This window comes from Seohaeicola saemankumensis (assembly GCF_042678485.1).
Classification (GTDB): domain Bacteria; phylum Pseudomonadota; class Alphaproteobacteria; order Rhodobacterales; family Rhodobacteraceae; genus Seohaeicola; species Seohaeicola saemankumensis.
On the sequence record NZ_JBHTKR010000005.1, the window covers coordinates 361388 to 383512 of the forward strand.

25 protein-coding genes are annotated in these 22125 nt (G+C 61.4%); 14 read left to right on the top strand and 11 right to left on the bottom strand.

Annotated elements, in window-relative coordinates; translation table 11 throughout:
- The first annotated feature begins 232 nt into the window (after window positions 1-232).
- From ACFQ3C_RS14080 to ACFQ3C_RS14105, 6 genes are all read left to right on the top strand, one after another.
- Complete coding sequence (locus ACFQ3C_RS14080) at window positions 233-640, top strand: SH3 domain-containing protein (RefSeq protein ID WP_380793045.1); 408 nt, start codon at window positions 233-235, stop codon at window positions 638-640.
- 52 nt (window positions 641-692) lie between these two features.
- Window positions 693-1526: an SDR family NAD(P)-dependent oxidoreductase gene (locus ACFQ3C_RS14085; protein WP_380793048.1), complete on the top strand. Its 834-nt coding sequence runs from the start codon at window positions 693-695 to the stop codon at window positions 1524-1526.
- 87 nt (window positions 1527-1613) lie between these two features.
- Window positions 1614-1817 (top strand): twin transmembrane helix small protein, encoded by a 204-nt coding sequence (locus ACFQ3C_RS14090; protein ID WP_380793051.1) that lies wholly within the window; start codon window positions 1614-1616, stop codon window positions 1815-1817.
- A 3-nt stretch (window positions 1818-1820) separates the two neighbouring features.
- On the top strand, window positions 1821-2393 hold the full coding sequence (locus ACFQ3C_RS14095) for a cob(I)yrinic acid a,c-diamide adenosyltransferase (protein ID WP_380793054.1): 573 nt from the start codon (window positions 1821-1823) through the stop codon (window positions 2391-2393).
- 162 nt (window positions 2394-2555) lie between these two features.
- The gene (locus ACFQ3C_RS14100) at window positions 2556-3314 is read left to right on the top strand and encodes an electron transfer flavoprotein subunit beta/FixA family protein (protein WP_380793057.1); all 759 of its coding nucleotides are present in this window, start codon (window positions 2556-2558) and stop codon (window positions 3312-3314) included.
- On the top strand, window positions 3314-4240 hold the full coding sequence (locus ACFQ3C_RS14105) for an FAD-binding protein (protein WP_380793060.1): 927 nt from the start codon (window positions 3314-3316) through the stop codon (window positions 4238-4240). Before ACFQ3C_RS14100 ends, ACFQ3C_RS14105 begins: the two co-directional genes overlap by 1 nt.
- A 75-nt stretch (window positions 4241-4315) precedes the next feature.
- Here the strand turns inward: ACFQ3C_RS14105 and ACFQ3C_RS14110 are convergent, their stop codons facing one another.
- Entirely contained in the window at window positions 4316-5191 is an 876-nt protein-coding gene (locus tag ACFQ3C_RS14110; protein ID WP_380793062.1) for a DUF6473 family protein, read from the bottom strand.
- A 179-nt stretch (window positions 5192-5370) separates the two neighbouring features.
- Between ACFQ3C_RS14110 and ACFQ3C_RS14115 the strand changes: the two genes are divergently transcribed.
- Window positions 5371-6246, top strand: a complete 876-nt coding sequence (locus tag ACFQ3C_RS14115) for a 3-hydroxybutyryl-CoA dehydrogenase (RefSeq protein WP_380793065.1) — start codon at window positions 5371-5373, stop codon at window positions 6244-6246.
- Between the two features lie 79 nt (window positions 6247-6325).
- Here ACFQ3C_RS14115 and ACFQ3C_RS14120 read toward each other — a convergent pair whose 3' ends face one another.
- The 7 genes from ACFQ3C_RS14120 to ACFQ3C_RS14150 are packed head-to-tail and all read right to left on the bottom strand — an operon-like array spanning window position 6326 to window position 11795.
- Window positions 6326-7201 (bottom strand): lysophospholipid acyltransferase family protein, encoded by an 876-nt coding sequence (locus ACFQ3C_RS14120; RefSeq protein ID WP_380793350.1) that lies wholly within the window; start codon window positions 7199-7201, stop codon window positions 6326-6328.
- A gap of 51 nt (window positions 7202-7252) precedes the next feature.
- On the bottom strand, window positions 7253-7531 hold the full coding sequence (locus tag ACFQ3C_RS14125) for an HPr family phosphocarrier protein (protein ID WP_380793068.1): 279 nt from the start codon (window positions 7529-7531) through the stop codon (window positions 7253-7255).
- Window positions 7528-7932 (bottom strand): PTS sugar transporter subunit IIA, encoded by a 405-nt coding sequence (locus tag ACFQ3C_RS14130; RefSeq protein ID WP_380793071.1) that lies wholly within the window; start codon window positions 7930-7932, stop codon window positions 7528-7530. The genes ACFQ3C_RS14125 and ACFQ3C_RS14130 overlap by 4 nt, the downstream gene beginning before the upstream one ends.
- Before the next feature lie 12 nt (window positions 7933-7944).
- Window positions 7945-8898 (bottom strand): RNase adapter RapZ, encoded by a 954-nt coding sequence (gene rapZ, locus ACFQ3C_RS14135; RefSeq protein ID WP_380793075.1) that lies wholly within the window; start codon window positions 8896-8898, stop codon window positions 7945-7947.
- 17 nt (window positions 8899-8915) lie between these two features.
- Window positions 8916-9389 (bottom strand): HPr kinase/phosphorylase, encoded by a 474-nt coding sequence (locus ACFQ3C_RS14140; protein WP_380793078.1) that lies wholly within the window; start codon window positions 9387-9389, stop codon window positions 8916-8918.
- Window position 9390: 1 nt separating this feature from the next.
- Window positions 9391-11094 carry an ATP-binding protein gene (locus ACFQ3C_RS14145; RefSeq protein WP_380793080.1) on the bottom strand — a complete coding sequence of 568 codons (1704 nt, stop codon included), beginning with the start codon at window positions 11092-11094 and terminating at the stop codon, window positions 9391-9393.
- Entirely contained in the window at window positions 11094-11795 is a 702-nt protein-coding gene (locus ACFQ3C_RS14150; protein ID WP_380793084.1) for a response regulator transcription factor, read from the bottom strand. Before ACFQ3C_RS14150 ends, ACFQ3C_RS14145 begins: the two co-directional genes overlap by 1 nt.
- A gap of 373 nt (window positions 11796-12168) precedes the next feature.
- Here ACFQ3C_RS14150 and ACFQ3C_RS14155 point away from each other — a divergent pair, with 373 nt between their 5' ends.
- From ACFQ3C_RS14155 to ACFQ3C_RS14165, 3 genes are all read left to right on the top strand, one after another.
- The gene (locus tag ACFQ3C_RS14155; RefSeq protein ID WP_380793087.1) at window positions 12169-13767 is read left to right on the top strand and encodes a phosphoenolpyruvate carboxykinase; all 1599 of its coding nucleotides are present in this window, start codon (window positions 12169-12171) and stop codon (window positions 13765-13767) included.
- A gap of 185 nt (window positions 13768-13952) precedes the next feature.
- Window positions 13953-15569 (top strand): FAD-dependent monooxygenase, encoded by a 1617-nt coding sequence (locus ACFQ3C_RS14160; RefSeq protein ID WP_380793089.1) that lies wholly within the window; start codon window positions 13953-13955, stop codon window positions 15567-15569.
- Window positions 15566-15754: a hypothetical protein gene (locus tag ACFQ3C_RS14165; RefSeq protein WP_380793091.1), complete on the top strand. Its 189-nt coding sequence runs from the start codon at window positions 15566-15568 to the stop codon at window positions 15752-15754. The genes ACFQ3C_RS14160 and ACFQ3C_RS14165 overlap by 4 nt, the downstream gene beginning before the upstream one ends.
- Window positions 15755-15774: 20 nt before the next feature.
- Here ACFQ3C_RS14165 and ACFQ3C_RS14170 read toward each other — a convergent pair whose 3' ends face one another.
- Together ACFQ3C_RS14170 and ACFQ3C_RS14175 are read right to left on the bottom strand one after the other, a co-directional pair.
- Window positions 15775-16482: a hypothetical protein gene (locus tag ACFQ3C_RS14170; RefSeq protein WP_380793093.1), complete on the bottom strand. Its 708-nt coding sequence runs from the start codon at window positions 16480-16482 to the stop codon at window positions 15775-15777.
- Window positions 16483-16551: 69 nt separating this feature from the next.
- Window positions 16552-17400 carry a helix-turn-helix domain-containing protein gene (locus tag ACFQ3C_RS14175; protein WP_380793095.1) on the bottom strand — a complete coding sequence of 283 codons (849 nt, stop codon included), beginning with the start codon at window positions 17398-17400 and terminating at the stop codon, window positions 16552-16554.
- Window positions 17401-17684: 284 nt separating this feature from the next.
- Between ACFQ3C_RS14175 and ACFQ3C_RS14180 the strand changes: the two genes are divergently transcribed.
- The gene (locus tag ACFQ3C_RS14180) at window positions 17685-18062 is read left to right on the top strand and encodes a helix-turn-helix domain-containing protein (RefSeq protein WP_380793097.1); all 378 of its coding nucleotides are present in this window, start codon (window positions 17685-17687) and stop codon (window positions 18060-18062) included.
- Window positions 18063-18103: 41 nt separating this feature from the next.
- Here ACFQ3C_RS14180 and ACFQ3C_RS14185 read toward each other — a convergent pair whose 3' ends face one another.
- Complete coding sequence (locus tag ACFQ3C_RS14185; RefSeq protein WP_380793099.1) at window positions 18104-18874, bottom strand: sulfite exporter TauE/SafE family protein; 771 nt, start codon at window positions 18872-18874, stop codon at window positions 18104-18106.
- 157 nt (window positions 18875-19031) lie between these two features.
- Here ACFQ3C_RS14185 and ACFQ3C_RS14190 point away from each other — a divergent pair, with 157 nt between their 5' ends.
- The 3 genes from ACFQ3C_RS14190 to ACFQ3C_RS14200 all read left to right on the top strand — a co-directional run bounded on the left by ACFQ3C_RS14190 (window position 19032) and on the right by ACFQ3C_RS14200 (window position 22041).
- Window positions 19032-20720, top strand: coding sequence for an acyl-CoA dehydrogenase family protein (locus ACFQ3C_RS14190; protein ID WP_380793102.1), 1689 nt, complete (start codon window positions 19032-19034; stop codon window positions 20718-20720).
- Window positions 20721-20912: 192 nt separating this feature from the next.
- On the top strand, window positions 20913-21425 hold the full coding sequence (locus ACFQ3C_RS14195; RefSeq protein ID WP_380793104.1) for a twin-arginine translocation pathway signal: 513 nt from the start codon (window positions 20913-20915) through the stop codon (window positions 21423-21425).
- Between the two features lie 109 nt (window positions 21426-21534).
- A complete protein-coding gene (locus ACFQ3C_RS14200; protein WP_380793106.1) occupies window positions 21535-22041 on the top strand; it encodes a ferric reductase-like transmembrane domain-containing protein in 507 nt (168 codons plus the stop codon).
- Window positions 22042-22125: the final 84 nt, after the last annotated feature.

Below are 22125 nucleotides of genomic sequence, written 5' to 3' on the forward strand. Positions count from 1 at the left end.
GTGGCGCTTTATCATTGCGACTTTTGCTTTTTTGGGATGGTCTTTCTACAGCTTGAGCGGCGGTGCCGACTACCAGCCGAAAGAAGGATCGCGTCAAGCCGAAGCCCGGAAGCAGCCCGCCGAATCCGCTGGACCAGCTGCAATCGCCCACGCGATGCCTGCGGCAGCGCCGAAATTGGCGCCCCTGCCAGACCCGGCGTCAGGGCCTGAAACCCCGCCCGAAACCCTCCAGATGGCAAGCATGGTCAATGCGGGCGCGACGATAGGCGCTTTTGGAAACCAACCCCTGGACAAGACGGTACGGGCAAGCGCCGCAACTGCGCCGCCACAGGACCCCGATCGCTGGACCGCGACACTGAACCTGGCGCAGCCTGCGACCCCCACGGATGTTGACCAGATCATCCAGACAGCCGCATCCCAAGAACGAGAGATCTCGCGCGATATCCGCAAGATCACCGCAGGACGCGTCAATTACCGCAACGGACCGGGCACCAGATATGGCGTGCTGGGCAAGCTGTCGCGCGGCGATGAGGTCGAAGTGCTGGAAGTTTTCGAAAATGGCTGGGTCAGGCTTCGCATACCGGACAGCAACCGCATCGGGTGGGTCGCCGGATCGCTGGTGTCCGGCGGTGATGGCTGACCCCCGCAAACCTGCCCTTGCAGCGGGGCGCGCCATGTATCATTGAAGCGCCATGAACCAGAAAACTATCCTTATCACTGGCTGCTCTTCCGGGATCGGCTATGACGCGGCGCACAGGCTCAAGGCTCGTGGCTGGCGTGTCTTTGCCACCTGCCGCAAGCAAACGGACGTTGACCGCCTAATCGCCGAAGGGCTGGAGGCAGTTCAGCTGGATTACGCCGATCCCGCGTCCATCCGCGCGGCCCTTGCCCATGTGCTGGCGCAGACGGGTGGCACGCTTGACGCGCTTTACAACAACGGCGCCTTTATCAGCCACGGTGCGGCCGAAGACCTGCCGCGCGAGGCATTGGCCGAGATATTCGAGGTCAATGTCTTCGGATGGCATGATCTGATCCGACTGGTGATCCCCGTGATGCGGGCACAGGGGCATGGTCGCATCATCAACTGCTCATCAATACTGGGATTTATCGTGGTCCCGTGGCGATCGGCCTACAATGCGACGAAATACGCCGTGGAAGCGCTCAGCGATACGCTGAGGATCGAGATGCGCGGCACCGGGATCCACGTGATCCTGATCGAACCGGGCCCCATCGCCAGCCGCATCGACGCCAATTCCATCCCGCATTTCGAACGCTGGATCGACTGGGAGAACAGCCCGCGGGCTGACCAGTACCGCGCGATACTTCTCAAGCGGCTTTATGAACCCAAGGTCCGAAAGGACCTGTTCGAATTGCCGCCATCTGCCGTGACGGCCAAACTGATCCGCGCCCTCGAAGCGCCACGCCCGAAGGCCCGGTATTACGTGACCATCCCGACCTATACGATGGGCATCCTGCGCCGCATCCTGCCCACATGGGCCCTGGACTGGCTGCTGGCCAAAGTCTGACGGAACAAAGCCGTCACGTAAAATCAGGTTCGCTTTTTGCCGCGCGCCCTCTACATGGGGCGTGACAAGGAAAGAAGGACTGAAGAGATGAGGGACGATCCCCTGTTTTATGTCGTGGTCGCGGCCTGCCTTGCCGTGCTGGGTATCCTGCTGCTGGGTATCGGCGGCTTTGCCAAGGGTGGCGAGTTCAACCGCAAATATGCCAACAGGATCATGCGCTGGCGCATCGGTGCACAGCTGGTTGCCGTCGTGCTCATACTTCTGTTCGTTTGGATCCGCAGACAGGGATAAGACATGATTGTTCTGAACAAGATTTACACCAAGACCGGCGATGATGGCGAAACCGCGCTGGGCAATGGCGCGCGCGTTGCGAAACATTCGATGCGCGTGACCGCTTACGGCACCGTGGACGAGGCGAATGCCACGGTCGGCATGGCGCGTCTGCATGCCGACCCTGACCTGGACGCGGCGCTGGCCCGCATCCAGAACGACCTGTTCGACCTTGGCGCGGATCTGTGCCGCCCCGATATGGAACGTGACGCGGATGCCGAATACCCGCCGCTGCGGATGGTCAAGGCGCAGGTGGACCGGCTGGAATCCGAAATCGACGCGATGAACAGCCGTCTTGAACCCCTGCGCAGCTTCATCCTGCCCGGCGGGTCCGCGCTGGCGGCCCATCTGCACCTGTGCCGCACGGTCAGCCGTCGCGCGGAACGTGAAACCGTGGAACTGGCGACGATGGAAACCGTGAACCCGGATGCGGTCAAATACCTCAACCGGCTGTCAGACTGGTTCTTCGTCGCGGCCCGCGTCGCCAATGATGACGGACGCGCCGATGTACTTTGGGTTCCGGGCGCAAATCGCTGAAATACCGCCCCCAGGGACGTCGCGAAAAGAAAACGCGGCGTCTTATGGACATGACGTGACGATTTTGCCCTGTTTCGCCGGCGCGCAAGATTATATCAACGCGCAGAGTGTTATCTGGGGAGTCGCAAACCGTCTTCCCGCAATCTGAGGGAGACCACGCCAATGAAGGTACTCGTGCCTGTCAAACGTGTGATCGACTATAACGTGAAGGTTCGCGTCAAGGCGGACGGAAGCGGTGTCGATCTCGCCAATGTAAAGATGTCGATGAACCCGTTCGACGAAATCGCTGTCGAAGAGGCGATCCGCCTGAAGGAAGCGGGCAAGGCCGACGAGGTCGTGGTTGTCTCCATCGGCGTGAAGCAGGCGCAGGAAACCCTGCGGACCGCGCTGGCGATGGGTGCGGATCGCGCGATCCTGGTCGTGGCCTCGGATGATGTGCACAATGACATCGAACCGCTGGCCGTGGCCAAGATCCTCAAGGCCGTCATCGCCGAGGAAGCCCCCGGTCTGGTGATCGCGGGCAAGCAGGCCATCGACAATGACATGAACGCGACCGGCCAGATGCTGTCGGCGCTGCTGGGCTGGTCCCAGGCGGCCTTCGCCTCGGACCTGGATGTGCAGGACGGTCATGCGCTGGTCACCCGCGAAGTGGACGGCGGCCTGCAGACCATCAAGGTGAAGATGCCCACGATCGTGACGGCCGACCTGCGCCTGAACGAGCCGCGCTATGCCAGCCTGCCCAACATCATGAAGGCGAAGAAAAAGCAGCTGGATGAAAAGACAGCCGCCGATTACGGCGTCGATGTCACCCCGCGCCTGACCGTGGTCAAGACCTCGGAACCGGCGGCGCGCGCGGCAGGTATCAAGGTGGGCTCGGTCGACGAGCTTGTGGCGAAACTCAAGGAAGCGGGGGCTGTGTAATGGCTGTTCTTCTGATTGGTGAAGTAACTGACGGCACGCTGGCGGTGGACGCCACCGCGAAAGCCGTGACCGCGGCCAAGCAACTGGGCGATGTGACCGTGCTTTGCACCGGCGCTTCGGCCAAGGCAGCAGCCGATGAGGCCGCCAAGATCGAAGGCGTGTCCAAGGTGCTGGTCGCCGAGGATGCACTTTACGGTCACCGCCTGGCCGAACCCGTGGCCGCCCTGATCGTCAGCCTGGCAGGCAATTATTCGCATATCGTGGCCCCTTCCACGACGGATGCGAAGAACATCATGCCGCGCGTGGCGGCCCTGCTGGACGTGATGATCCTGTCCGACGTGGTCGGCGTGGTCGATGCGGACACGTTTCAGCGTCCGATCTATGCCGGCAACGCGATCCAGACGGTGAAATCCACCGATGGCGTCAAGGTGATGACGATCCGCACCTCGACCTTCGATCTGGCCCCGATGGGCGGCTCCGCCCCGGTCGAGGCGATCGCAACGGGCGACAACCCCGGCCTGTCCGAATGGGTTGAAGACAAGGTTGCAGCCTCCGACCGTCCCGAACTGACCAGTGCGGGCGTGGTCGTGTCCGGCGGGCGCGGGGTGGGATCCGAGGCGGACTTCGCCCTGATCGAGAAACTGGCCGACAAGCTGGGGGCCGCCGTTGGCGCTTCCCGCGCGGCTGTTGACTCGGGCTATGCGCCGAACGACTGGCAGGTCGGACAGACCGGCAAGGTCGTGGCGCCGGATCTTTATGTCGCGGTCGGCATTTCGGGTGCGATCCAGCACCTGGCCGGCATGAAGGACAGCAAGATCATCGTCGCCATCAACAAGGATGAAGAGGCCCCGATCTTCCAGGTCGCCGATTACGGCCTGGTCGCAGACCTCTTCACCGCAGTGCCGGAACTGATCGAAAAGATCTGAGATCTGATACCGCGCGCAAGCGATCACCATAAGGCCCGCCATCACTGGCGGGCCTTTGTTCTTGCGGGGCAGGACCTATCGCGCCAGGGACCGCCCCCCCATCATCCGCTGCAAGCAGGGACCAAGAACATCAGCCACCTCCTGATGCGCCAAAGGACCCATCAGGCCCGCCGCAGCCGGGGCTTCCAGCGGCGAAAAGATCATGCCTTCGGTTCCGCGGGCAAGCGCCTGCGGGCTGGCCGAAACCTCGACCACCTCGGTGACCAAGGGGCGCAACACATCAATCATCTGTCCATCGACAAACAATGGATCGCGCCCAAGATCATCCCCCGGCGCGAATTTCAGGACGTCATCGCAAGTATCGGCCTGCCGTGCGGGATGATCGGCGAACCAAAGCAATACCGTCCGCCCGCCTATGCCCTGCAACAAGTGGCGCATGCGCGCGACCCAGGCTTCCTTCAATTCTTCCCGGATCATGAGGTAGCGATCAGGTGACAACTGCCGCAACGCCGATAGCATGTGCCGGTTAAAGGTGAAATCGGTGAAATCCACATCGCGGAACATCTGCTTCATCAAGCCGGACGCGTTCAGAAACCGGTCATTGCGCCGGGGATGCACCGCATAGAACCGGTTGGACATGTTCTGCGCGCCCATGATCTGCACGACCGTAACCCGCGCCTGGCTTGCAACCTCCATGACCGTGGCATCGTTCAGAAAGGCATCCACCCCGGCATTCTGCCAGCCGAAATTGACGCATTTCAGGCCGGTCGCGTCTTCGATCAGCGCGGGAAAAGGTTTCGCTATGAACCGGCCATATGTTTCGGTTCCCCCGAGAAACAGGGCATAATCCCCGGCAAGCCGCCGCCTTGGTCCGCGAAACAGCAGCCGCGACCGCCCGTAACGGCACGGAAAATAGTCCAGGCCACCCTGGCCAGTTGCATCATAAGTCATCCATCCCACCCGATTGTTCAAACTCACCCAGGGACAGAATCACGCAAACAGCTTGCGATTTCCCTAAACGCACAATTGATCGAAATTATTAACGATCCCTCCCGGCGCCTGTGCTCTTGCACGGCCCCGCCGCCCCGGCCTATTGTCACCGCCAGCAGGCATGAGGGAGCAGAACGCGCATGGATATTCAAAGCATCGGCATCGTTGGCGCAGGCCAGATGGGCAATGGCATCGCACATGTCATGGCCCTGGCCGGTTATGACGTGCTGATGACCGATATCAGCCAGGACGCGCTTGATGCCGCCGTGGCGCTGATCTCGCGCAATCTTGACCGTCAGGTCGGCCGCGGCAAGATCAGCCAGACCGACAAGGATGCCGCCATGGCGCGCATCCAGACGACACTCACGCTGACGGATCTGGGCCCCTGCGACCTGATCATCGAGGCGGCAACGGAACGCGAAACCGTCAAGCAGAAGATCTTCGACGACCTGCTGCCACACCTGGCCCCCCACACGATCCTGACGTCAAACACCTCGTCGATCTCGATCACCAGGCTGGCCAGCCGTACAGATCGGCCCGAACGATTCATGGGCTTCCACTTCATGAACCCGGTGCCGTTGATGCAGCTGGTCGAGTTGATCCGCGGTATCGCCACGGATGAACCGACCTATGCCGCCTGCCTCAAGGTGGTCGAGAAGCTGGGCAAGACGGCCGCGTCGGCCGAAGATTTTCCGGCTTTCATCGTCAACAGGATCCTGATGCCGATGATCAACGAAGCGGTCTACACGCTTTACGAAGGCGTCGGATCGGTGAAATCCATCGACGAATCCATGAAACTGGGGGCAAATCACCCGATGGGCCCGCTGGAGCTGGCGGATTTCATCGGGCTGGACACCTGTCTTGCCATCATGAACGTGCTGCATGACGGGCTGGCGGATACGAAATACCGCCCCTGCCCCTTGCTGACAAAATATGTCGAAGCGGGCTGGCTGGGTCGCAAGACGCAGCGCGGATTCTACGACTACCGGGGCGAGGTTCCGGTTCCCACGCGCTAGGCTTCTTCTTGCCCGAAATATCCTCGGGGGAAGTCCCGAAGGGACTGGGGGCAGACAGCCCCCTGCGCGCGTCTCCAGGTCAATCCCGCAGGGCCAGCGTGTGCTCTCGTAGCCAGGCCATGAACGCGCGCGGGTCGCGGCCACGGTGATCGGCTTCTTCGGGCGATATGGGATGACCGATGACGGGTGCCTGCGGCTTGTCGAAGGCATGCACGACTTCATGCAGCAAAAGACCCTGGCGCAAGACCGGCGAAATGCGGTTGGCAATCTGGTACCAGCGCGAATTCGACCCCGGGAAATAGCAGGGCACCACAGTCGCCCCGGAGCGCCGGATCATCTTTGCCGTGAAGACATTCCATTCCGCTTCTATCGCGGGGCCGAACATCGTTTTAGACGTCGCCACCACGCCCGAGGGGAATAGCGCGATCAATCCGCCCTGCCCCAGGTGATCCATCGCGGCATTTCGCATCTCGATCATCTTGCGCTGGGCATCGGGTTCATGCGGGAACGGAACCGGGATCATGTAGCTTGCGGCACTTTCGTCGATTCCCGTCAGCAAGGACCGCGTCAGGATTCTGTAGTCGTTGCGGACCCGGCCGATCAGATCGGCCAGGATCATGCCATCCACCAGACCATGCGGATGATTGGCCACGAACACGACCGGCCCTTCAGCCGGAATGCGCGCCAGCTGTTCGGCAGGGGTCAGCAGGTCGATACCCATGACGTCCATCGTTGCCGGCCAGAAGGCTTGACCGCTTGGCGCGCCGCGACGTTCGAATTCCTTGACACGCCGGATGATGCTGATCTTGCCGGTCATCCATTCCATCATGCGGATGATGGTCCCGTGCATCGGGCTGTCGAACGTATTCGAATAGGTCAGGCTGCCACGGTCATAGACAGGCTGATGGGGCGCAGCAGTGCCGTCATGCTCCGTTGCTGGGCTATGTTCTTGAATATCGACCACCTCGATCTCGCTGTCGTGCCGTCTTACGTTGCCAGGGCCGGCCTACATGCCTTCGCCGAACCTGTCGGCCACAAGGGCCTCAAGGGCGTCGGCAAGGGCCCCGGCATCCGGGCCGCTGGTCTGAACCTCAATAGTGGTTCCTTTCGATGCTGCCAACATCAAAAGCCCCATGATGCTGTCACCCGAGGCGCTGAGCCCCTCGCGGCTGACCTCGGCCGTGGCGTCGAAGCCTTCCACGACTTCGACCAGTTTGGCCGACGCGCGTGCGTGAAGACCCTTTTCATTTATGATCTTCAGGCGGCGATGCACTGTTTCCGTCATGGTTGTTCCAGGTCCGACGTTATGTTTTGCGTGTCAATGTACTTGCGCCCCGCTTCCAGCGCATGGCGCACGGCATCAGCTATCGGCAGATGGCGGCTTTTCGCCAGCTTGATCAGCATGGGAAGATTGGCGCCGTATAGAATGCGCCGGTCATCCGGGGCGCAGGCGCGCAAGGACAGATTGCTGGGCGAGCCGCCAAACATGTCCGTCACAACCACGACACCGCTGCCGGTGTCCACCGCATCGGCGGCTTCCATGATTTCCTGCTGTTTCTGGGCGCGGTCGTGATCAGCCTCGATCGAGATGGCAAGAATACCCTTTTGCTTGCCGACGACATGCTCGACTGCGGCAAGATATTCCTTGGCCAGACCACCATGGGCGACGATCACGATACCGATCACTGATGTTTTCCCTCACACCGATGTTGCGCCGGCCACGGGCCGGTTTGCTGGCAACGAGGCATTGCGTCGCTCCAGTTCGCGATGCCTTATTGACACTTGCCAGCCTTCCTTAGCAAGGGCCAAGGCCAGCTTTTCGGTCATGGCCACGGACCTGTGCTGGCCCCCGGTGCAGCCGAAACCGATTGCGAAATGGGATTTTCCTTCGTCCTTGTAGGCTGGAAGCAGCAAAAGCATCAGGTCAAGCACCTTGGCAAAAAATGCCTCTTCGCGCGGATCGCCGGCAATATGGGCCGCCACTTGGGGATCGCGCCCGTCCAGGGCGCGCAGGCTTTCTTCCCAATAGGGGTTCCGCAGGAAGCGGCAATCGATGACCATATCCATACCGCGCGGCATGCCCCGCTTGTAGGAAAAGGAATTGATCGTGACCGCAAGATGCGGCCCGCCGCCCCCGGTGAACATGCGCTCGATCTCGGCGCGCAATTCATGCGGGGTCAGATCCGACGTGTCGATCAGGATATCGGCCCGTGCGCGGATCGGCCCCAAGAGGTCAAGCTCGCGCGCGATGCCGATCTCGGGGCTTTCCGCGGGCGCCATCGGGTGACGGCGCCGCGTTTCGGAATAACGCCGTTCCAGAACCTCTGCCCGGCTATCAAGGTAAAGCAGCGCAGGCACGAAACCGGGGGTCAGGCCAAGCCTGTCGATCGTTTCGATCAGGGCATTGGTGGAAAAGTCTCGGTTGCGCACATCGATACCCAGGGCCAGGGGGCGGCTGATCGGCGGGCCGTCCAGCAGGCGCGGCAGCATCGACAAGGGCAGGTTGTCGATCGCCTCGAAGCCCGAATCCTCCAGCGCGTTGATCGCGGTTGATCGTCCGGCACCGGAAGGACCGGTCACCAGAACCACGCGCTGCCCCGGATTGGCCGGTTGCGGGTCTTTTTGCGTCGTCTGTGCCGTCTTGACGGTCATGTTGGTTCGCCTTTCGCCTAGGCCACACGCCCTGCAACAAGATATTGCAGAATTCCGGCAGGAAAAGCGGGTGTCTCGACCCTGTGAAGAAGCGGCAGGGCTATACCCAGAATCTCGGCTGTCCGAAAGGGCGGCAGGCGCGCCTCCTCGGTCCGGTCGAGATCCACGATCAGGCCGATTCGACAGGGTCCGACCGCCGCAGCGCCCAGGATACCGATCCCGCGCGCCTCGATCCGGCCGCGCAGCACGTCGGGCGCATCCGCAACGATCTGGCCTCCTTCGGCGCCGTGATCCTCCCGCCAGATGCAGGTGCGATCATCCGCGACAAGCCCGGCGCCAAGCGCCATCAGGTGCAGCGCCAGCGATGACTTGCCCTGCCCGGACGCACCTTTGATCAGAACACCGGCACCATGCAGGGCAACCGTGGTGGCATGCAGGACGAGCCGTGTATCGCTACCGGCTGGTCCGGCATCCTGCCGATGCTCCTGCATCTCAGACTGGCAGGCCCACGACAAAACGCGCGCCTAGCGGTTCGGATGTCGGATCCGCATCTGTGGGGCGGATGTTCTCTGCCCAGATCACGCCGTCATGCGCTTCGACGATCTGCTTGGAAATGGCCAACCCAAGACCCGAATTGTTGCCGAACTGGCCTGCGGGCCGTTCCGAATAGAAACGCTTGAAGACTTTCGTCAGCGCCTCTTCGGGGATGCCGGGGCCGGTATCCTCGACCACGACAAGAACACGGTTCTCGCGTTGCCGGGCCCAGACACGGATCGCGTCGCCGTCTTCACAAAAGCTGATCGCGTTGGTGATCAGATTGACGAAAACCTGTGCCAGCCGCGCTTCAAGCCCATGCACGACAATCGGCTCGTCGGGAAGATCGGTGATGAAGTCGATCCCCTGCGAGCGGGCTTCCTGACCCAGGTAATCCCCCAGATTGCCCAGCATCTTGAGAAGATCGAAGGGCTCCTGTTCTTCCTTGACCAGTTCACTGTCCAGACGGGATGCGTTCGAAATATCCGAGACAAGGCGATCCAGCCGGCGCACGTCATGTTCGATCACGTCCAGCAGCTTTTCCCGCTGATCGTCGCGCTTGGCGACACGCAATGTCCCCACCGCCGACCGCAGCGATGCCAGCGGGTTCTTGATCTCATGGGCCACATCCGCGGCAAACTGCTCGTTCCCGTCGATACGGTCATAAAGCGCCGAGACCATCCCGCGCAGCGCGCCCGACAGGCGCCCGATCTCGTCGGGGCGTGCGGTCATGTCCGGGATCCGGATGCGTCCGTTGGCGGCCTTGCGACGGTCGCGGTCGCGCCCAATCTCGGCTGCGGCCGCCAGATCGGAAATCGGATTGGCGATGGTCGAGGCAAGAACGATGCTCAGCCCGATCGATACCAGCGTCGCGATCAGGAACATCTGCAACACGCGTTCCCGCTCGACACGCACCAGTGTGTCGATCTCGCCACCCGCGTTGACCAGGGCGACGGCCCCGAAGGGTTTTCCATCCTTGATGACCGGGCTTGCCACGGTAAACGTCGTCGTCCCGCTGACGTCTTGCGCCGTGCTGAAGGTTGTGCCGTTGGCCAGCGCCAGTTCAACCTGGGCGCGCGCCAGCTGCTCATGGGTCAGCCCGGGCTTGTCCTCACCGAAAGGCGTCAATCCGGCCACGCCAGACCACAGCCAGGACAGGAAATCGACGATGATGGTCGGCTCTTCGCGCACCTTGCCGCCCGATTGCAGGATACCTGCACCGGTTCCCTGGCTCAAAAGGGTGCCCGCCGGATCGAAGACGAAGACTTCAAGACCGCTACGCAGGTCCAGCGCGTTGATCGTAGAGGCCGCATTCGCGCCCACATCCCCTGCCAGGCCGGTTGCGGCCTGCACTTCGAAGACGCTTGCGATCAGCTCTGCCTCGCCCAGAAGGCTGTTGATGCGCTGCACCGCCAACGGCTCCCGAGAGGAGTTCATCAGCAGGATACCCGCCACCAGGATGTTCAGGGCCACAAGATTGAACGTAATGATCTTGCGGGTCAGCGGAGAGTCCTTGAGTGAGAACAAACCCCGCCGCTCGCGCCGGTGACGCAACTCCCCCTGGCCAATGGCATCCGGGGCGACGAAATCGTCACCCAGAATGACATCACCGTCCCGACGGGGCGTCGCGTCGCGCAAGCTGATCCTTTCTGCGAGTGCCATTACTCTTCGTTGTATCTGTAGCCGATACCATACAGGGTCTCGATCGCCGAAAATTCAGGATCTGCCGTCCGCATCTTCTTGCGCAGCCGCTTGATATGGCTGTCGATCGTGCGGTCATCCACATACACCTGATCATCATAGGCCACGTCCATCAGCTGGTCACGGCTTTTCACGAAACCGGGACGCTGGGCCAGGGCCTGAAGCAACAGGAATTCGGTGACCGTCAGCGAAACGTCACGGCCTTTCCAGGTCACGGAATGGCGCAGCGGATCCATCCGCAATTCGCCCCGCTCCATCACCTTGGTTTCCTCGGTATCCCCGACAATGTCACCGGCGACGGCATCCTGCCGGCGCAGAAGGGCGCGGATACGCTCTACCAGAAGGCGTTGCGAAAAGGGTTTCTTGACGTAGTCATCGGCCCCCATCCGAAGGCCCAGCACTTCGTCGATCTCATCATCCTTGGAGGTCAGGAAAATGACCGGCATCGAGGTCTTCTGGCGCAACCGCTGCAGAAGATCCATCCCGTCCATGCGTGGCATCTTGATGTCCAGCACGGCCATATCGGGCAATTGCTTGTTGAATGCATCGAGGGCGGATTGCCCATCGTTATAGGTTTCGACTTCAAATCCCTCGGCCTCGAGGGTCATGGCAACCGATGTCAGAATATTCCTGTCATCGTCCACAAGGGCGATTTTTGACATGGCGGATTTCCTTGTACTGCTCGTTACGCCTGATTTTTTCCTTAATTCATCGCCCTTTTGGTCTTTGCAATCAATCCCTAACTGCGAATCGGGTCCAAGCTGTGTCTCATTTGATCACAAAATAACAAAGCAATGGCTAAATTGCATCAGTTACAGTTTCGGCTGCAGCGACAGTCAAACGGGGATTTCCGCCATGGTTGCGCTAACCTGCGATTGGTTGCGCTAACTGCGAAAAACCCTTCTGTTACTCTATCGGACCATCATGTTAAGAGGCGTGGCATCGGCCCCGGTAGAGGCCGGAATGACGGGCATTTGCCCGCAAGACGTGAACACGGGACCGCCGCCCCAAGCGCGGCTACAGGAGTTTGGCAATATGGCATTTGGACGGGTAAACCCGCAATTCCGGCTTGAAGATCAAGGGATCAGCGGGCTGGGCAATGTCTTTTACAACCTTATGGAGCCTGCGCTGATCGAATCGGCGCTTAAAAATGGCGAGGGCACGCTGGGCAACGGCGGCGCTTTCCTTGTGACCACCGGCAAGTTCACGGGCCGCTCGCCCAAGGACAAGCACGTGGTTCGCACCGCATCGGTCGAAGACAGCATCTGGTGGGAAAACAACGCCGCCATGTCGCCCGAAGGCTTTGACGCGCTCCATGCCGACATGCTTGAGCACATGAAGGGCGGCACCTATTACGTGCAGGATCTTGTTGCCGGCGCCGACCCGGAGCTGGCGATCAACGTGCGTATGGTGACAGAGCTTGCCTGGCACGGCCTGTTCATCCGGCATCTGCTGCGCCGCCCCGAGCGCGAAGCGCTGGACCGGTTCACGGCCGATTTCACCGTGATCAACTGCCCCAGCTTCAAGGCCGATCCCGCGCGGCACAACTGCCGCTCCGAAACCGTCATCGCGATGAACTTCGACGCCAGGATGATCCTGATCGGCGGCACCGAATATGCAGGTGAGAACAAGAAATCCGTCTTCACCCTGCTGAACTATCTTCTGCCGGAAAAAGGCGTGATGCCGATGCATTGCTCGGCCAACCATGCCACCGGCAATCCGGTCGACACGGCCGTGTTCTTCGGCCTTTCGGGCACTGGCAAGACGACGCTGTCGGCCGATCCCGCGCGCACGCTGATCGGGGATGACGAACATGGCTGGTCCGATCGTGGCACCTTCAACTTCGAAGGCGGCTGCTACGCCAAGACCATCAACCTCAGCCCCGAGGCTGAACCCGAGATCTATGCCACCACCACCAAATTCGGCACCGTGATCGAAAACATGATCTTCGATCCCGAAACATTCGAGCTGGATTTCGACGATGACAGCCTGACCGCGAACATGCGTTGCGCCTATCCGCTGGGCTATATCTCGAACGCGTCCGAGACAGCGCTTGGCGGACATCCGAAGAACGTCATCATGCTGACATGCGATGCCTTCGGTGTTCTGCCGCCGATCGCGCGGCTGACACCGGCGCAGGCGATGTATCATTTCCTGTCGGGCTTCACCTCGAAGGTCGCTGGAACCGAGCGTGGCGTGACCGAGCCCGAGCCCACCTTCTCGACCTGCTTCGGCGCCCCCTTCATGCCGCGCCGCCCCGAGACATATGGCAAGCTGCTGCAAGCCAAGATCGCCAAGCATGGCGCGACCTGCTGGCTGGTCAACACCGGCTGGACCGGCGGCGCCTATGGCACCGGCAGCCGCATGCCCATCCGCGCGACCCGCGCACTTCTGACCGCAGCACTGGACGGAAGCCTGAACGACGTCGAGTTCCGCAAGGACGAGAATTTCGGCTTCGACGTGCCCGTGTCCGTCGATGGCGTGGCCGAAGTCCTGCTGGACCCGCGCCGGACCTGGCACGACCCGGAGTCATACGATCGTCAGGCCGCCAAGCTGGTCCAGATGTTCGCAAACAACTTCGCCCAATACGTGCCCTTCATCGACGATGACGTCAAAGCCGCTGCAATCGGCTGATCCGACTGCACGTGCTGATGTTCTGACAGGCGCACAAGCCTGACACGACAGACCCCGGCCATGACTGGCCGGGGTTTTTTCTTGGCCGTACACCCGCAGCCTCGTAAGAGTCGCGTGACGGCTCGGCAGCGCGCAGGAATGCGCGCCGCGACGGCCCACAGACCGGCAGAAGGATCACATCCCGCATGAGACCCGCAGGACGCGACGATACCGACTCGCTTTACTTCACTTACCCGCGATTTGCCGCACCGCCCCCTGATGCCGCGCGGCAAGGCCACCACCAGGTTATCGTGGCGGGGGCCGGCCCGATCGGAATGACCACCGCCCTGACGCTTGCGGGCGAAGGCGTCCCGGTCTTGTTGCTGGATCGCAAGGACACGTTCAACGACGGCAGCCGCGCCATCTGCATCGCAAGGTCCAGCTTTCACATCCTTGAACGGATCGGTGCGCTGTCTCCGTTTCTTGACAAGGCGCTTGGCTGGACCACGGGCCGCAGCTTTTTTCGCGGCCGCCAGATCCTTGAATTCCACATGCCCGACAGCCCGGACGAAAAGTTCCGGCCCATGTACAACCTGCAACAGCAATATATAGAGGATTATCTGTGGCAGGCGGTTGCCGCCCATCCCCTGATCGAAACGCGCTGGCAGACCGAAGTGATCGGCGTCAGTGACCTGTCACACGGCGTCGCACTCGGCCTGCGCGACCCCGGCGGCGATTACACGTTGACCGCCGATTGGTTGCTTGCCGCCGATGGCGCAAGGTCGCCCATCCGGGCCATGCGCGGCCTGCGTCTGGCGGGCGAGAATTACGAAGGCCGCTATGTGATCGCGGATGTGCAGATGGATCACGATTATCCCACCATCCGCCGCGCCCTGTTCGATCCGGCTTGCCGTCCGGGCGGCACGGTCTTGATCCATCGTCAGCCCGACAACATCTGGCGCATCGACTACCAGCTCCAAGAGGGCGAAACCGCCGAGGCGGCCACCCAAGAGGCCACTGTGCGCGCCAGCGTCGCGGCGGTGCTGGACGAGATCGGCCACAAAGGCCCCTGGGACCTGGAATGGTGGAGCGTCTATTCCGCCAATACCCTGGCCCTGGACGATTACCGCGACGGGCCTGTCTTCTTTGTCGGTGACAGCGCCCATATCGTGCCGATCTTCGGGGTGCGCGGGCTGAACAACGGGCTGGCCGACGCACAGAACATCGGCTGGAAACTGGGCTGGGTCCTGACAGGGCGCGCGGGCCAGGCTTTGCTGGACAGCTATACGCCAGAGCGGCGCGGCGCCACGCTGGATGTCTTTGCCAATGCCACCAAAAGCACCCGCTTCATGACACCGCCGACACGCGGCTGGCAAATCCTGCGTGACGCGGCTCTGTCGCTGGCCCTGCAACGGGAATGGGCCGGCCAACTGGCCAATCCGCGCCAGATGCAGCCCTATTCCTATGCGGACAGCCCCGCGACGCTGACGGATGTTCACGGCGGCGTCAGCGGTCCTGTGCCGGGCACCGTGCTACCCTCTGCCGCCCTGACCGGCGGCGGTTTCCTGACCGACCGGCTGGGTCGCGGCTTTACGCTGCTCTGCTTTGGGCAAGCCCCCGGTCTGACCGACACCCCGGACCTTGCAACCCTTGCGCTTGACCCGGCGGATCATGCCGCCACGGTGCTTGGCGCGACAGCGGGCAGCGCCTGGCTGATCCGGCCCGATCTGCACATTGCAGCCCGCTGGCATGAAATGCCGTCAGCCGCTTCGGTACAGGCCGCCATGGACCATGTGACAGCAAGACAGGATATCCGGACATGACCACGCATTCCCAGATCGAAGCCATCTATGAGGCGCTTGCCACGGCGATAGACAAGACCGAAGCGGCAGCGGGCCAATCCGCCACCCCGGTTTATCTCGCCAAGCTGGTCCTGGCGCTGTCACATGCGCTGAATGACTCTGCGCGGGTTCATCAACTCATCGACCAATGCCAGGAAGATATCTGACCCCCTGATGCACCCGGTTGTCAGCAGACCAGATCTTCCAGCGGCAGTCGCAGAAGATACCGCAGGTCTTCACGCGACAGATAGGCCGTAAACGCCTCGATCGCGCGATCCTTGTCGCGCAGTTTCCATGACAGCGAGGCGGGTTCGGTGTGCATGAACCCGGCCCTTTCCGCCAGCCCCTTGAAGGCGACCGACCGGACCATGAAGGCAAAGATGAAATCCGGGTTCAGATCGCGCAGGGCGATGGCAAAACCCAATCGCGACAGCACGGAAGACATCCCGCGGCCGCGGTAATTGCCTGCTTCCTCATCAATCCACATCTCGCCATGGTAGCAAAGCCTTCCCTTGATTCGCCGCGCACCGGGCCCCGCGCGATACCGCGAGGCCGCCATGTCCAAAGGCACACCGGCAGGCGGGAAATCACGGAACGACCGCCTGAGATAACCGCCCAGGGACTGGTCTCCCACGTCCACCAAACGCACGGCCTGCGTATGGGCAAGCTGTCCCTCAGCGGTGTGACCACATACCCAAAAAGCATTTGATTTCGAAAGGTTATGCAATTCCGCCCTGAAAGGAAGGCTGACCTGTTGATGAGGTCGCCCCGCCGTGACGATCCTGTTATACTCGTTAAAGTCGTGACCGATCGTCACGATCATTTTCTGCTCAAGCAGGATTGTTGCCGCTTCTGAAAGGAGCGGCCAACGCAAAAAAACATCATGTATCGACATGAAAAGGATCTCCCTGGAGGTTAAAGGCCCACCAGGAATTGTAAACTAAAGGTTAGTTTCGCGCAGGTGTTATGCGCGGCGGCTTACAATTTCATGTTTCACTGTTTCAATCCCGCTCGCGGCTTCGATGATTCCGGGGTCCAGTCCGGGGATGTCGATCTGGCTGGATCGATCCACCATCGAGATCATCGCAAAGCTGCCATCGGGAAATCTGCTTCCAAGCAAAAGGCGTGCAAAACAGATCGGGCGCATTTCGTCATCGGGGCCATGCGGCATCTGCGTTGCCACATGATCCAGGCGCAAACCCTGCGCCGCGCGCAATTCATCGTAGGATTGTGCTGCGGAAAAGTTGAACCTGCCTGCACCGGGCAAGCCGTCAACCTTCAGGCCGACACTGCTGCGCGCCCAGCTCCACCCGTACCAATGGGCAAAATCAGATCGCTCGCCGACCTCGGCGCAGAGCCAGTAATTGTCGATATACCTGAACACAAGCGCATGCGGGCGCACCGACTGGAACGCGGGATGTTCGATCTGCCCCTCGGACAGCGCCCATGATTTGATGGTTTCCCGCAGGATCGGCCCCTCATGCGTCCAGATCCGCGATATCGGGTGTTGTTGAAGATGATAGAAATAACCGTCGTCACGCTTGAGCGTGAAATTGAACAGGCCATCTCGGTGCGCGGCCTGTCCATCCAGCCAGGCCCGCCCGCGGGCCAGAAGGCTGCGCGCCTCATGCAACGCGTCCTGGCCATCCTCGGTCAGGTGATATTGCCGGTCCTCAAGGTGGAACAGCGGTTTGCCCCGCGCATCTTCCAGCAGCTCAATGTGACGGCGCAGGGTCTGGCGGGTGACGCCCAACTCGTTCACGGCACGCGACACGTTCAAGGTATCCGCGAGGGTCACGAAGGATCGCAGCATCTCGAAGAGTAAGGATTGGTTGCTCTGCTGTTTCACCTTGTTTGCCCCTGAACAGGCTCGTCACTTGACCACACAACACTTTGATGCAGGCATCATTGGCAGGCTGGAGCATTGACGACAGACTGTAAATTTATAACCCATTAACACAAAATATATCATACGTTCGGGGTATATTTATGTCAATTTTTTCATCATTGATTATTGGAAAGCGTAAAAAACTAACAAGTTGATTGATTCGCAGGTTGCGCCATTCTCTCAATAGTAGAAATATATGAGAGTATACCATGTCACATCCGGTAGACGTCCATGTTGGACAGAAATTGAAACAGCTGCGCATCCTGCGCGGGATGACCCAGACCGACGTTGCCGACGGCCTGAACATTTCGTTTCAGCAAGTCCAGAAATACGAACTTGGCCGCAACCGCATCTCTGCCAGCAAACTGTTCGAACTGTCGCATATCCTGAAGGTACCGCCGTCCTATTTCTTCGACGGGCTGGAAAGCGGTGCGACCTCGCCGCAGGTGCTGGATGAGGAAGCAACCAAGATCGCCTCGATGCTGACCCGGATCAAGGACGATCGTCTGCGGGGCCAGATCCGCAGCTTCATCACAGAGATCGCCAACAGCCAGTCGTCAGAGCCGCGCAGCAGCGCTGCACGCTGAACAATCTTTTCTTGCGGAACCAGGGGCGCGGCGCCGTGGGATCACCCCATCAATCCGCGCCGCACCAAATTCAGGCCAGCGATCAGCAGAATAGCCAGCGTTGCCTTGCGAAAGGCACGCTGATCAATCCTGTCCTGAATCTGGAACCCGATCCAGGTGCCAAGCACGGCTGGCACAACCATCGCCACCGAGAATGGTAGCGTTTCGGCCCGCATCACGCCCGATCCGACATGCGCCCCGAACAGCGCCACGGCCCCCAGGCCATAGATCACCCCCTGAACGCGCATCTGTTCGGCCTTCGGTGTCTCGAGCGCCGTAAGATACATGACCGTGGGCGGCCCCCAGACCCCCGAGAACCCGCCGATGAACCCGGCAAAACCGCCAATCGCACCCTCGATCCAGTTGCGTCCGCGCGCGGGCAGGCGCAGCTGCACCCCTATAAGTTGCAGCGCGCAGAACAGCACGACAGGCAGCCCGATCATCAGCAGAAGCGTCTCTTGCGGCAGGATGCGTACCAGCTGCGCACTGACCAGCATGGCCACCAGCCCGATCAGCATGAACAACCGGAACCGCTTGATCGAGGACCAGGCCTGCCCCCAGCCCTGGCGTAGCGCCTGCATCCCGTTCGTGACCAGCGTCGGCAGGATCAGCCCGGCAAGGGCAACATCCGGTGCGACAAATGACCCAAGCAGAGAGATCATGATCATCGGCATGGCAAAGCCCACCATGCCCTTGACGATGCCCGCCAGCAGCGCGACCAGCACGGCAAAGCCAAGTATTTCAGGCGTCATGAGGGACAGGATGCTGCTCATCCGCCACTCATACCATGCAGTGCGGCAGCTTCTAGTGCCGCGGTGCAATAATTCAATGCGCAACTTTCAGTTATCCAAATGGCATTACTGGGTATTTTTGTTGCGCTGCAACTGCGAAATGGCTAGGACGGGTCCGAGCGAAAAAAGGATGTGATTCATGGCCCATGACGGACAAGATATTGCAATGACCGATGCGGTGATTCTGCCAGACCTGCTGTCGCGCACCGGCGCGGCATTGATCCCTGTCGAAAAGCTGTTCGACAAGGCAAAGGATCGCGTGCGCGCCCGCGTCAGCGAAGGTGGCAAGGTGTCGGGCGCATTGATCGAAGCCGAGCAGACCGCCGCACACGGCCTGGCCTGGCTGGCGACCTATGTCGAATCCCTGCGCCAGATGCAGAAATGGGCCGAAGGGCTGACAGCGCAGGGCAAGTTCGGCGAAGTCGAGCAGTTGATCCAGCAGATCGCCTTCGGGGAATATCTGTCCCAGATCGCCGGCGGCATCCAGATGAACCAGGGCGAAGTTGTCCGCCTGCAGGATCTGGGCCTGTCGGCGGATGACGCGCGCGGCCTGGCCGATCCGGCCGTGACGGCCCTGACCCAGGGCGGCAATACCCAGGCGGCCCGGACCCGCCTTGTCGAACTGATGCAGGAACAGGCGGCCAATATCACCGTCGGCGCCTCTGGCCTTGAAGACGAGCTTGAGATGATCCGCGAGCAGTTCCGCCGCTTCGCCATCGAAAAGGTCGAACCCTTCGCCCATGAATGGCACCTCAAGGATGAGCTGATCCCGATGGAGATCATCACCGAACTGGCCGAAATGGGCGTGTTCGGTCTGACCATCCCGGAAGAATACGGCGGCTTCGGCCTGTCCAAGGCCTCGATGGCCGTCGTGTCCGAAGAACTCTCGCGCGGCTATATCGGCGTGGGCAGCCTTGGCACCCGGTCCGAGATCGCGGCCGAACTGATCCTGTGCGGCGGCACCGAAGAGCAAAAGCAGAAATGGCTGCCCGGTCTTGCCAGCGCCGAAATCCTGCCGACAGCCGTGTTCACCGAACCCAACACGGGATCGGACCTTGGCAGCCTGCGCACCCGCGCCGTCAAGACCGATGCGGGCGACTACAGCATCACCGGCAACAAGACCTGGATCACCCATGCGGCGCGCACCCATGTGATGACCCTGCTGGCCCGCACCGATCCCGCCAGCACCGACCATCGCGGCCTGTCGATGTTCCTGGCCGAAAAGACCCCCGGCACCGATGACGCCCCCTTCCCGACCCCCGGCATGACCGGCGGCGAGATCGAGGTTCTGGGCTATCGCGGCATGAAGGAATACGAGCTTGGCTTCGACAACTTCCACGTCAAGGGCGAGAACCTGCTGGGCGGCGAAGAAGGCAAAGGCTTCAAGCAGCTGATGCAGACCTTTGAATCCGCCCGCATCCAGACGGCGGCGCGCGCCGTCGGCGTGGCGCAGGCTGCACTTGACGTGTCGATGCAATACGCGATCGACCGCAAGCAGTTCGGCAAGTCGCTGATCAACTTCCCCCGCGTGTCCGGCAAGCTGGCGATGATGGCGGTGGAAATCATGGTGGCGCGGCAGCTGACCTATTTCTCGGCCTTCGAGAAAGACAATGACCGCCGCTGCGACCTTGAGGCTGGCATGGCCAAGCTGCTGGGCGCGCGCGTGGCCTGGGCTGCGGCGGACAACGGCCTGCAGATCCATGGCGGCAACGGTTTCGCGCTGGAATACAAGATCAGCCGCATCCTCTGTGATGCGCGTATCCTGAACATCTTCGAAGGTGCCGCCGAAATCCAGGCGCAGGTGATCGCGCGGCGTCTGTTCGACTGATCGCCTCCAGATTTCTTGACCAAAGCCCCGCAGCGCCAAGCTGTGGGGCTTTTTCGTTCTGCCCACATCAGGCCCGATCACAAATCCGTAGACCCGGTTCAAAGACCGCTCTTTCGCGCCATAATTATCTTGAAGGCCTCCGCATTCGCAGCGGCCCCGTTCTTGTCAGACCAAAGCAGGAGACAGATTGCGATGACCCAGACACCGCCAACCCGCCGCCGCTTTCTTCTGGCCGGCAGCGCCACAGCAGGCGCCATACTGACGACCGGAACCACCGGGCTGCTGGGTCCGGCCCGCGCGCAATCCCTTGCCCCGACCCCCACGATGCGCGGCGGCGCCAACAACTATCGCCCCGGCGCGCCGATCGTGGAACGGATCGGCGGCGGCGGATTCTGGATGACAGGCACCGTCCGCCGCGCTGGAGACGGCCTGCCTCTGGAAGGCATCCGCATCCAGATCTGGGCTCATACGACCGAAGGTCACGAACGTGATGCCCATAGCCATGGCGCCACCTTGACCGCCGCCGACGGCACCTTCCGCCTTGAGATGCCGCAGATCGTGCCTGCTTTCGGCCAGCCGCACGGGCATCTGGCCTATGATCGCGACATCGACAACACCCCCTTCAGGACCGTGTTCCTCCGCCCCGTCATGCGCAGTCCCGACGACAGGACGCTGCACGCCGATTTCGTGCTGGAACCGGTCTGACCCTGTGTCCGAAACGCGTTCTCTTCTGATCTGGGCGGCATTGGGCCTGGCCATAACCGTGCCAATTGCCATCGCCGCAACCAGCCCACTCCTGACTTGGCGGCAGCCTGTGTATATCGTCGCGGGTTTTGCCGGCGTGGTCGGCATGGCACTGATCCTGCTGCAACCCCTGCTGGCAGGGGGCTACCTTCCCGGCCTGCCCGCACGACGCGGCCGTGCGGTTCATCGGTGGACCGGCGCGGCGCTGGTCGTGGCGGTCTTGGTCCATGTCTTGGGTCTCTGGATCACCAGCCCCCCCGATGTGATCGACGCCTTGCTGCTCGCCTCACCCACACCCTTCTCGGTCTGGGGTGTGATCGCGATGTGGGCGATCTTCGCCACAGCCATGCTCGCCCTGCTACGCGCCCGCCGCGCCCTTGGCCCGCGCGCTTGGCGCCTCGGCCATTCGGCGCTGGCCTTCGTCATTGCAGCAGGCACGGTTTTGCACGCGCTTCTGATCGAGGGCACGATGGGCCAGGTCTCCAAAATCATCCTTGCCATCCTTGTTATGGCCGCAACCCTCAAGGCCTTGTCCGACCTGCGCGCCTGGGTGCTGCTGCGCCGCCGGCGGGGCTGACCCATCCCTTTCATCGTTCCGCAAATACTCAAATCCGGCCCGCTCTTGCAGGGCGCGGCATCTATGTGGCAGTGTCAATCAACT

Bases quoted from the DNA above. Each gene is read 5' to 3' on its own strand.
- ACFQ3C_RS14080 (WP_380793045.1), top strand. From the start codon at position 233: ATGGCAAGCATGGTCAATGCGGGCGCGACGATAGGCGCTTTTGGAAAC.
- ACFQ3C_RS14085 (WP_380793048.1), top strand. From the start codon at position 693: ATGAACCAGAAAACTATCCTTATCACTGGCTGCTCTTCCGGGATCGGC.
- ACFQ3C_RS14090 (WP_380793051.1), top strand. From the start codon at position 1,614: ATGAGGGACGATCCCCTGTTTTATGTCGTGGTCGCGGCCTGCCTTGCC.
- ACFQ3C_RS14095 (WP_380793054.1), top strand. From the start codon at position 1,821: ATGATTGTTCTGAACAAGATTTACACCAAGACCGGCGATGATGGCGAA.
- ACFQ3C_RS14100 (WP_380793057.1), top strand. From the start codon at position 2,556: ATGAAGGTACTCGTGCCTGTCAAACGTGTGATCGACTATAACGTGAAG.
- ACFQ3C_RS14105 (WP_380793060.1), top strand. From the start codon at position 3,314: ATGGCTGTTCTTCTGATTGGTGAAGTAACTGACGGCACGCTGGCGGTG.
- ACFQ3C_RS14110 (WP_380793062.1), bottom strand. From the start codon at position 5,191: ATGACTTATGATGCAACTGGCCAGGGTGGCCTGGACTATTTTCCGTGC.
- ACFQ3C_RS14115 (WP_380793065.1), top strand. From the start codon at position 5,371: ATGGATATTCAAAGCATCGGCATCGTTGGCGCAGGCCAGATGGGCAAT.
- ACFQ3C_RS14125 (WP_380793068.1), bottom strand. From the start codon at position 7,531: ATGACGGAAACAGTGCATCGCCGCCTGAAGATCATAAATGAAAAGGGT.
- rapZ (WP_380793075.1), bottom strand. From the start codon at position 8,898: ATGACCGTCAAGACGGCACAGACGACGCAAAAAGACCCGCAACCGGCC.
- ACFQ3C_RS14140 (WP_380793078.1), bottom strand. From the start codon at position 9,389: ATGCAGGAGCATCGGCAGGATGCCGGACCAGCCGGTAGCGATACACGG.
- ACFQ3C_RS14145 (WP_380793080.1), bottom strand. From the start codon at position 11,094: ATGGCACTCGCAGAAAGGATCAGCTTGCGCGACGCGACGCCCCGTCGG.
- ACFQ3C_RS14150 (WP_380793084.1), bottom strand. From the start codon at position 11,795: ATGTCAAAAATCGCCCTTGTGGACGATGACAGGAATATTCTGACATCG.
- ACFQ3C_RS14155 (WP_380793087.1), top strand. From the start codon at position 12,169: ATGGCATTTGGACGGGTAAACCCGCAATTCCGGCTTGAAGATCAAGGG.
- ACFQ3C_RS14160 (WP_380793089.1), top strand. From the start codon at position 13,953: ATGAGACCCGCAGGACGCGACGATACCGACTCGCTTTACTTCACTTAC.
- ACFQ3C_RS14165 (WP_380793091.1), top strand. From the start codon at position 15,566: ATGACCACGCATTCCCAGATCGAAGCCATCTATGAGGCGCTTGCCACG.
- ACFQ3C_RS14170 (WP_380793093.1), bottom strand. From the start codon at position 16,482: ATGTCGATACATGATGTTTTTTTGCGTTGGCCGCTCCTTTCAGAAGCG.
- ACFQ3C_RS14175 (WP_380793095.1), bottom strand. From the start codon at position 17,400: ATGCTGCGATCCTTCGTGACCCTCGCGGATACCTTGAACGTGTCGCGT.
- ACFQ3C_RS14180 (WP_380793097.1), top strand. From the start codon at position 17,685: ATGTCACATCCGGTAGACGTCCATGTTGGACAGAAATTGAAACAGCTG.
- ACFQ3C_RS14185 (WP_380793099.1), bottom strand. From the start codon at position 18,874: ATGAGCAGCATCCTGTCCCTCATGACGCCTGAAATACTTGGCTTTGCC.
- ACFQ3C_RS14190 (WP_380793102.1), top strand. From the start codon at position 19,032: ATGGCCCATGACGGACAAGATATTGCAATGACCGATGCGGTGATTCTG.
- ACFQ3C_RS14195 (WP_380793104.1), top strand. From the start codon at position 20,913: ATGACCCAGACACCGCCAACCCGCCGCCGCTTTCTTCTGGCCGGCAGC.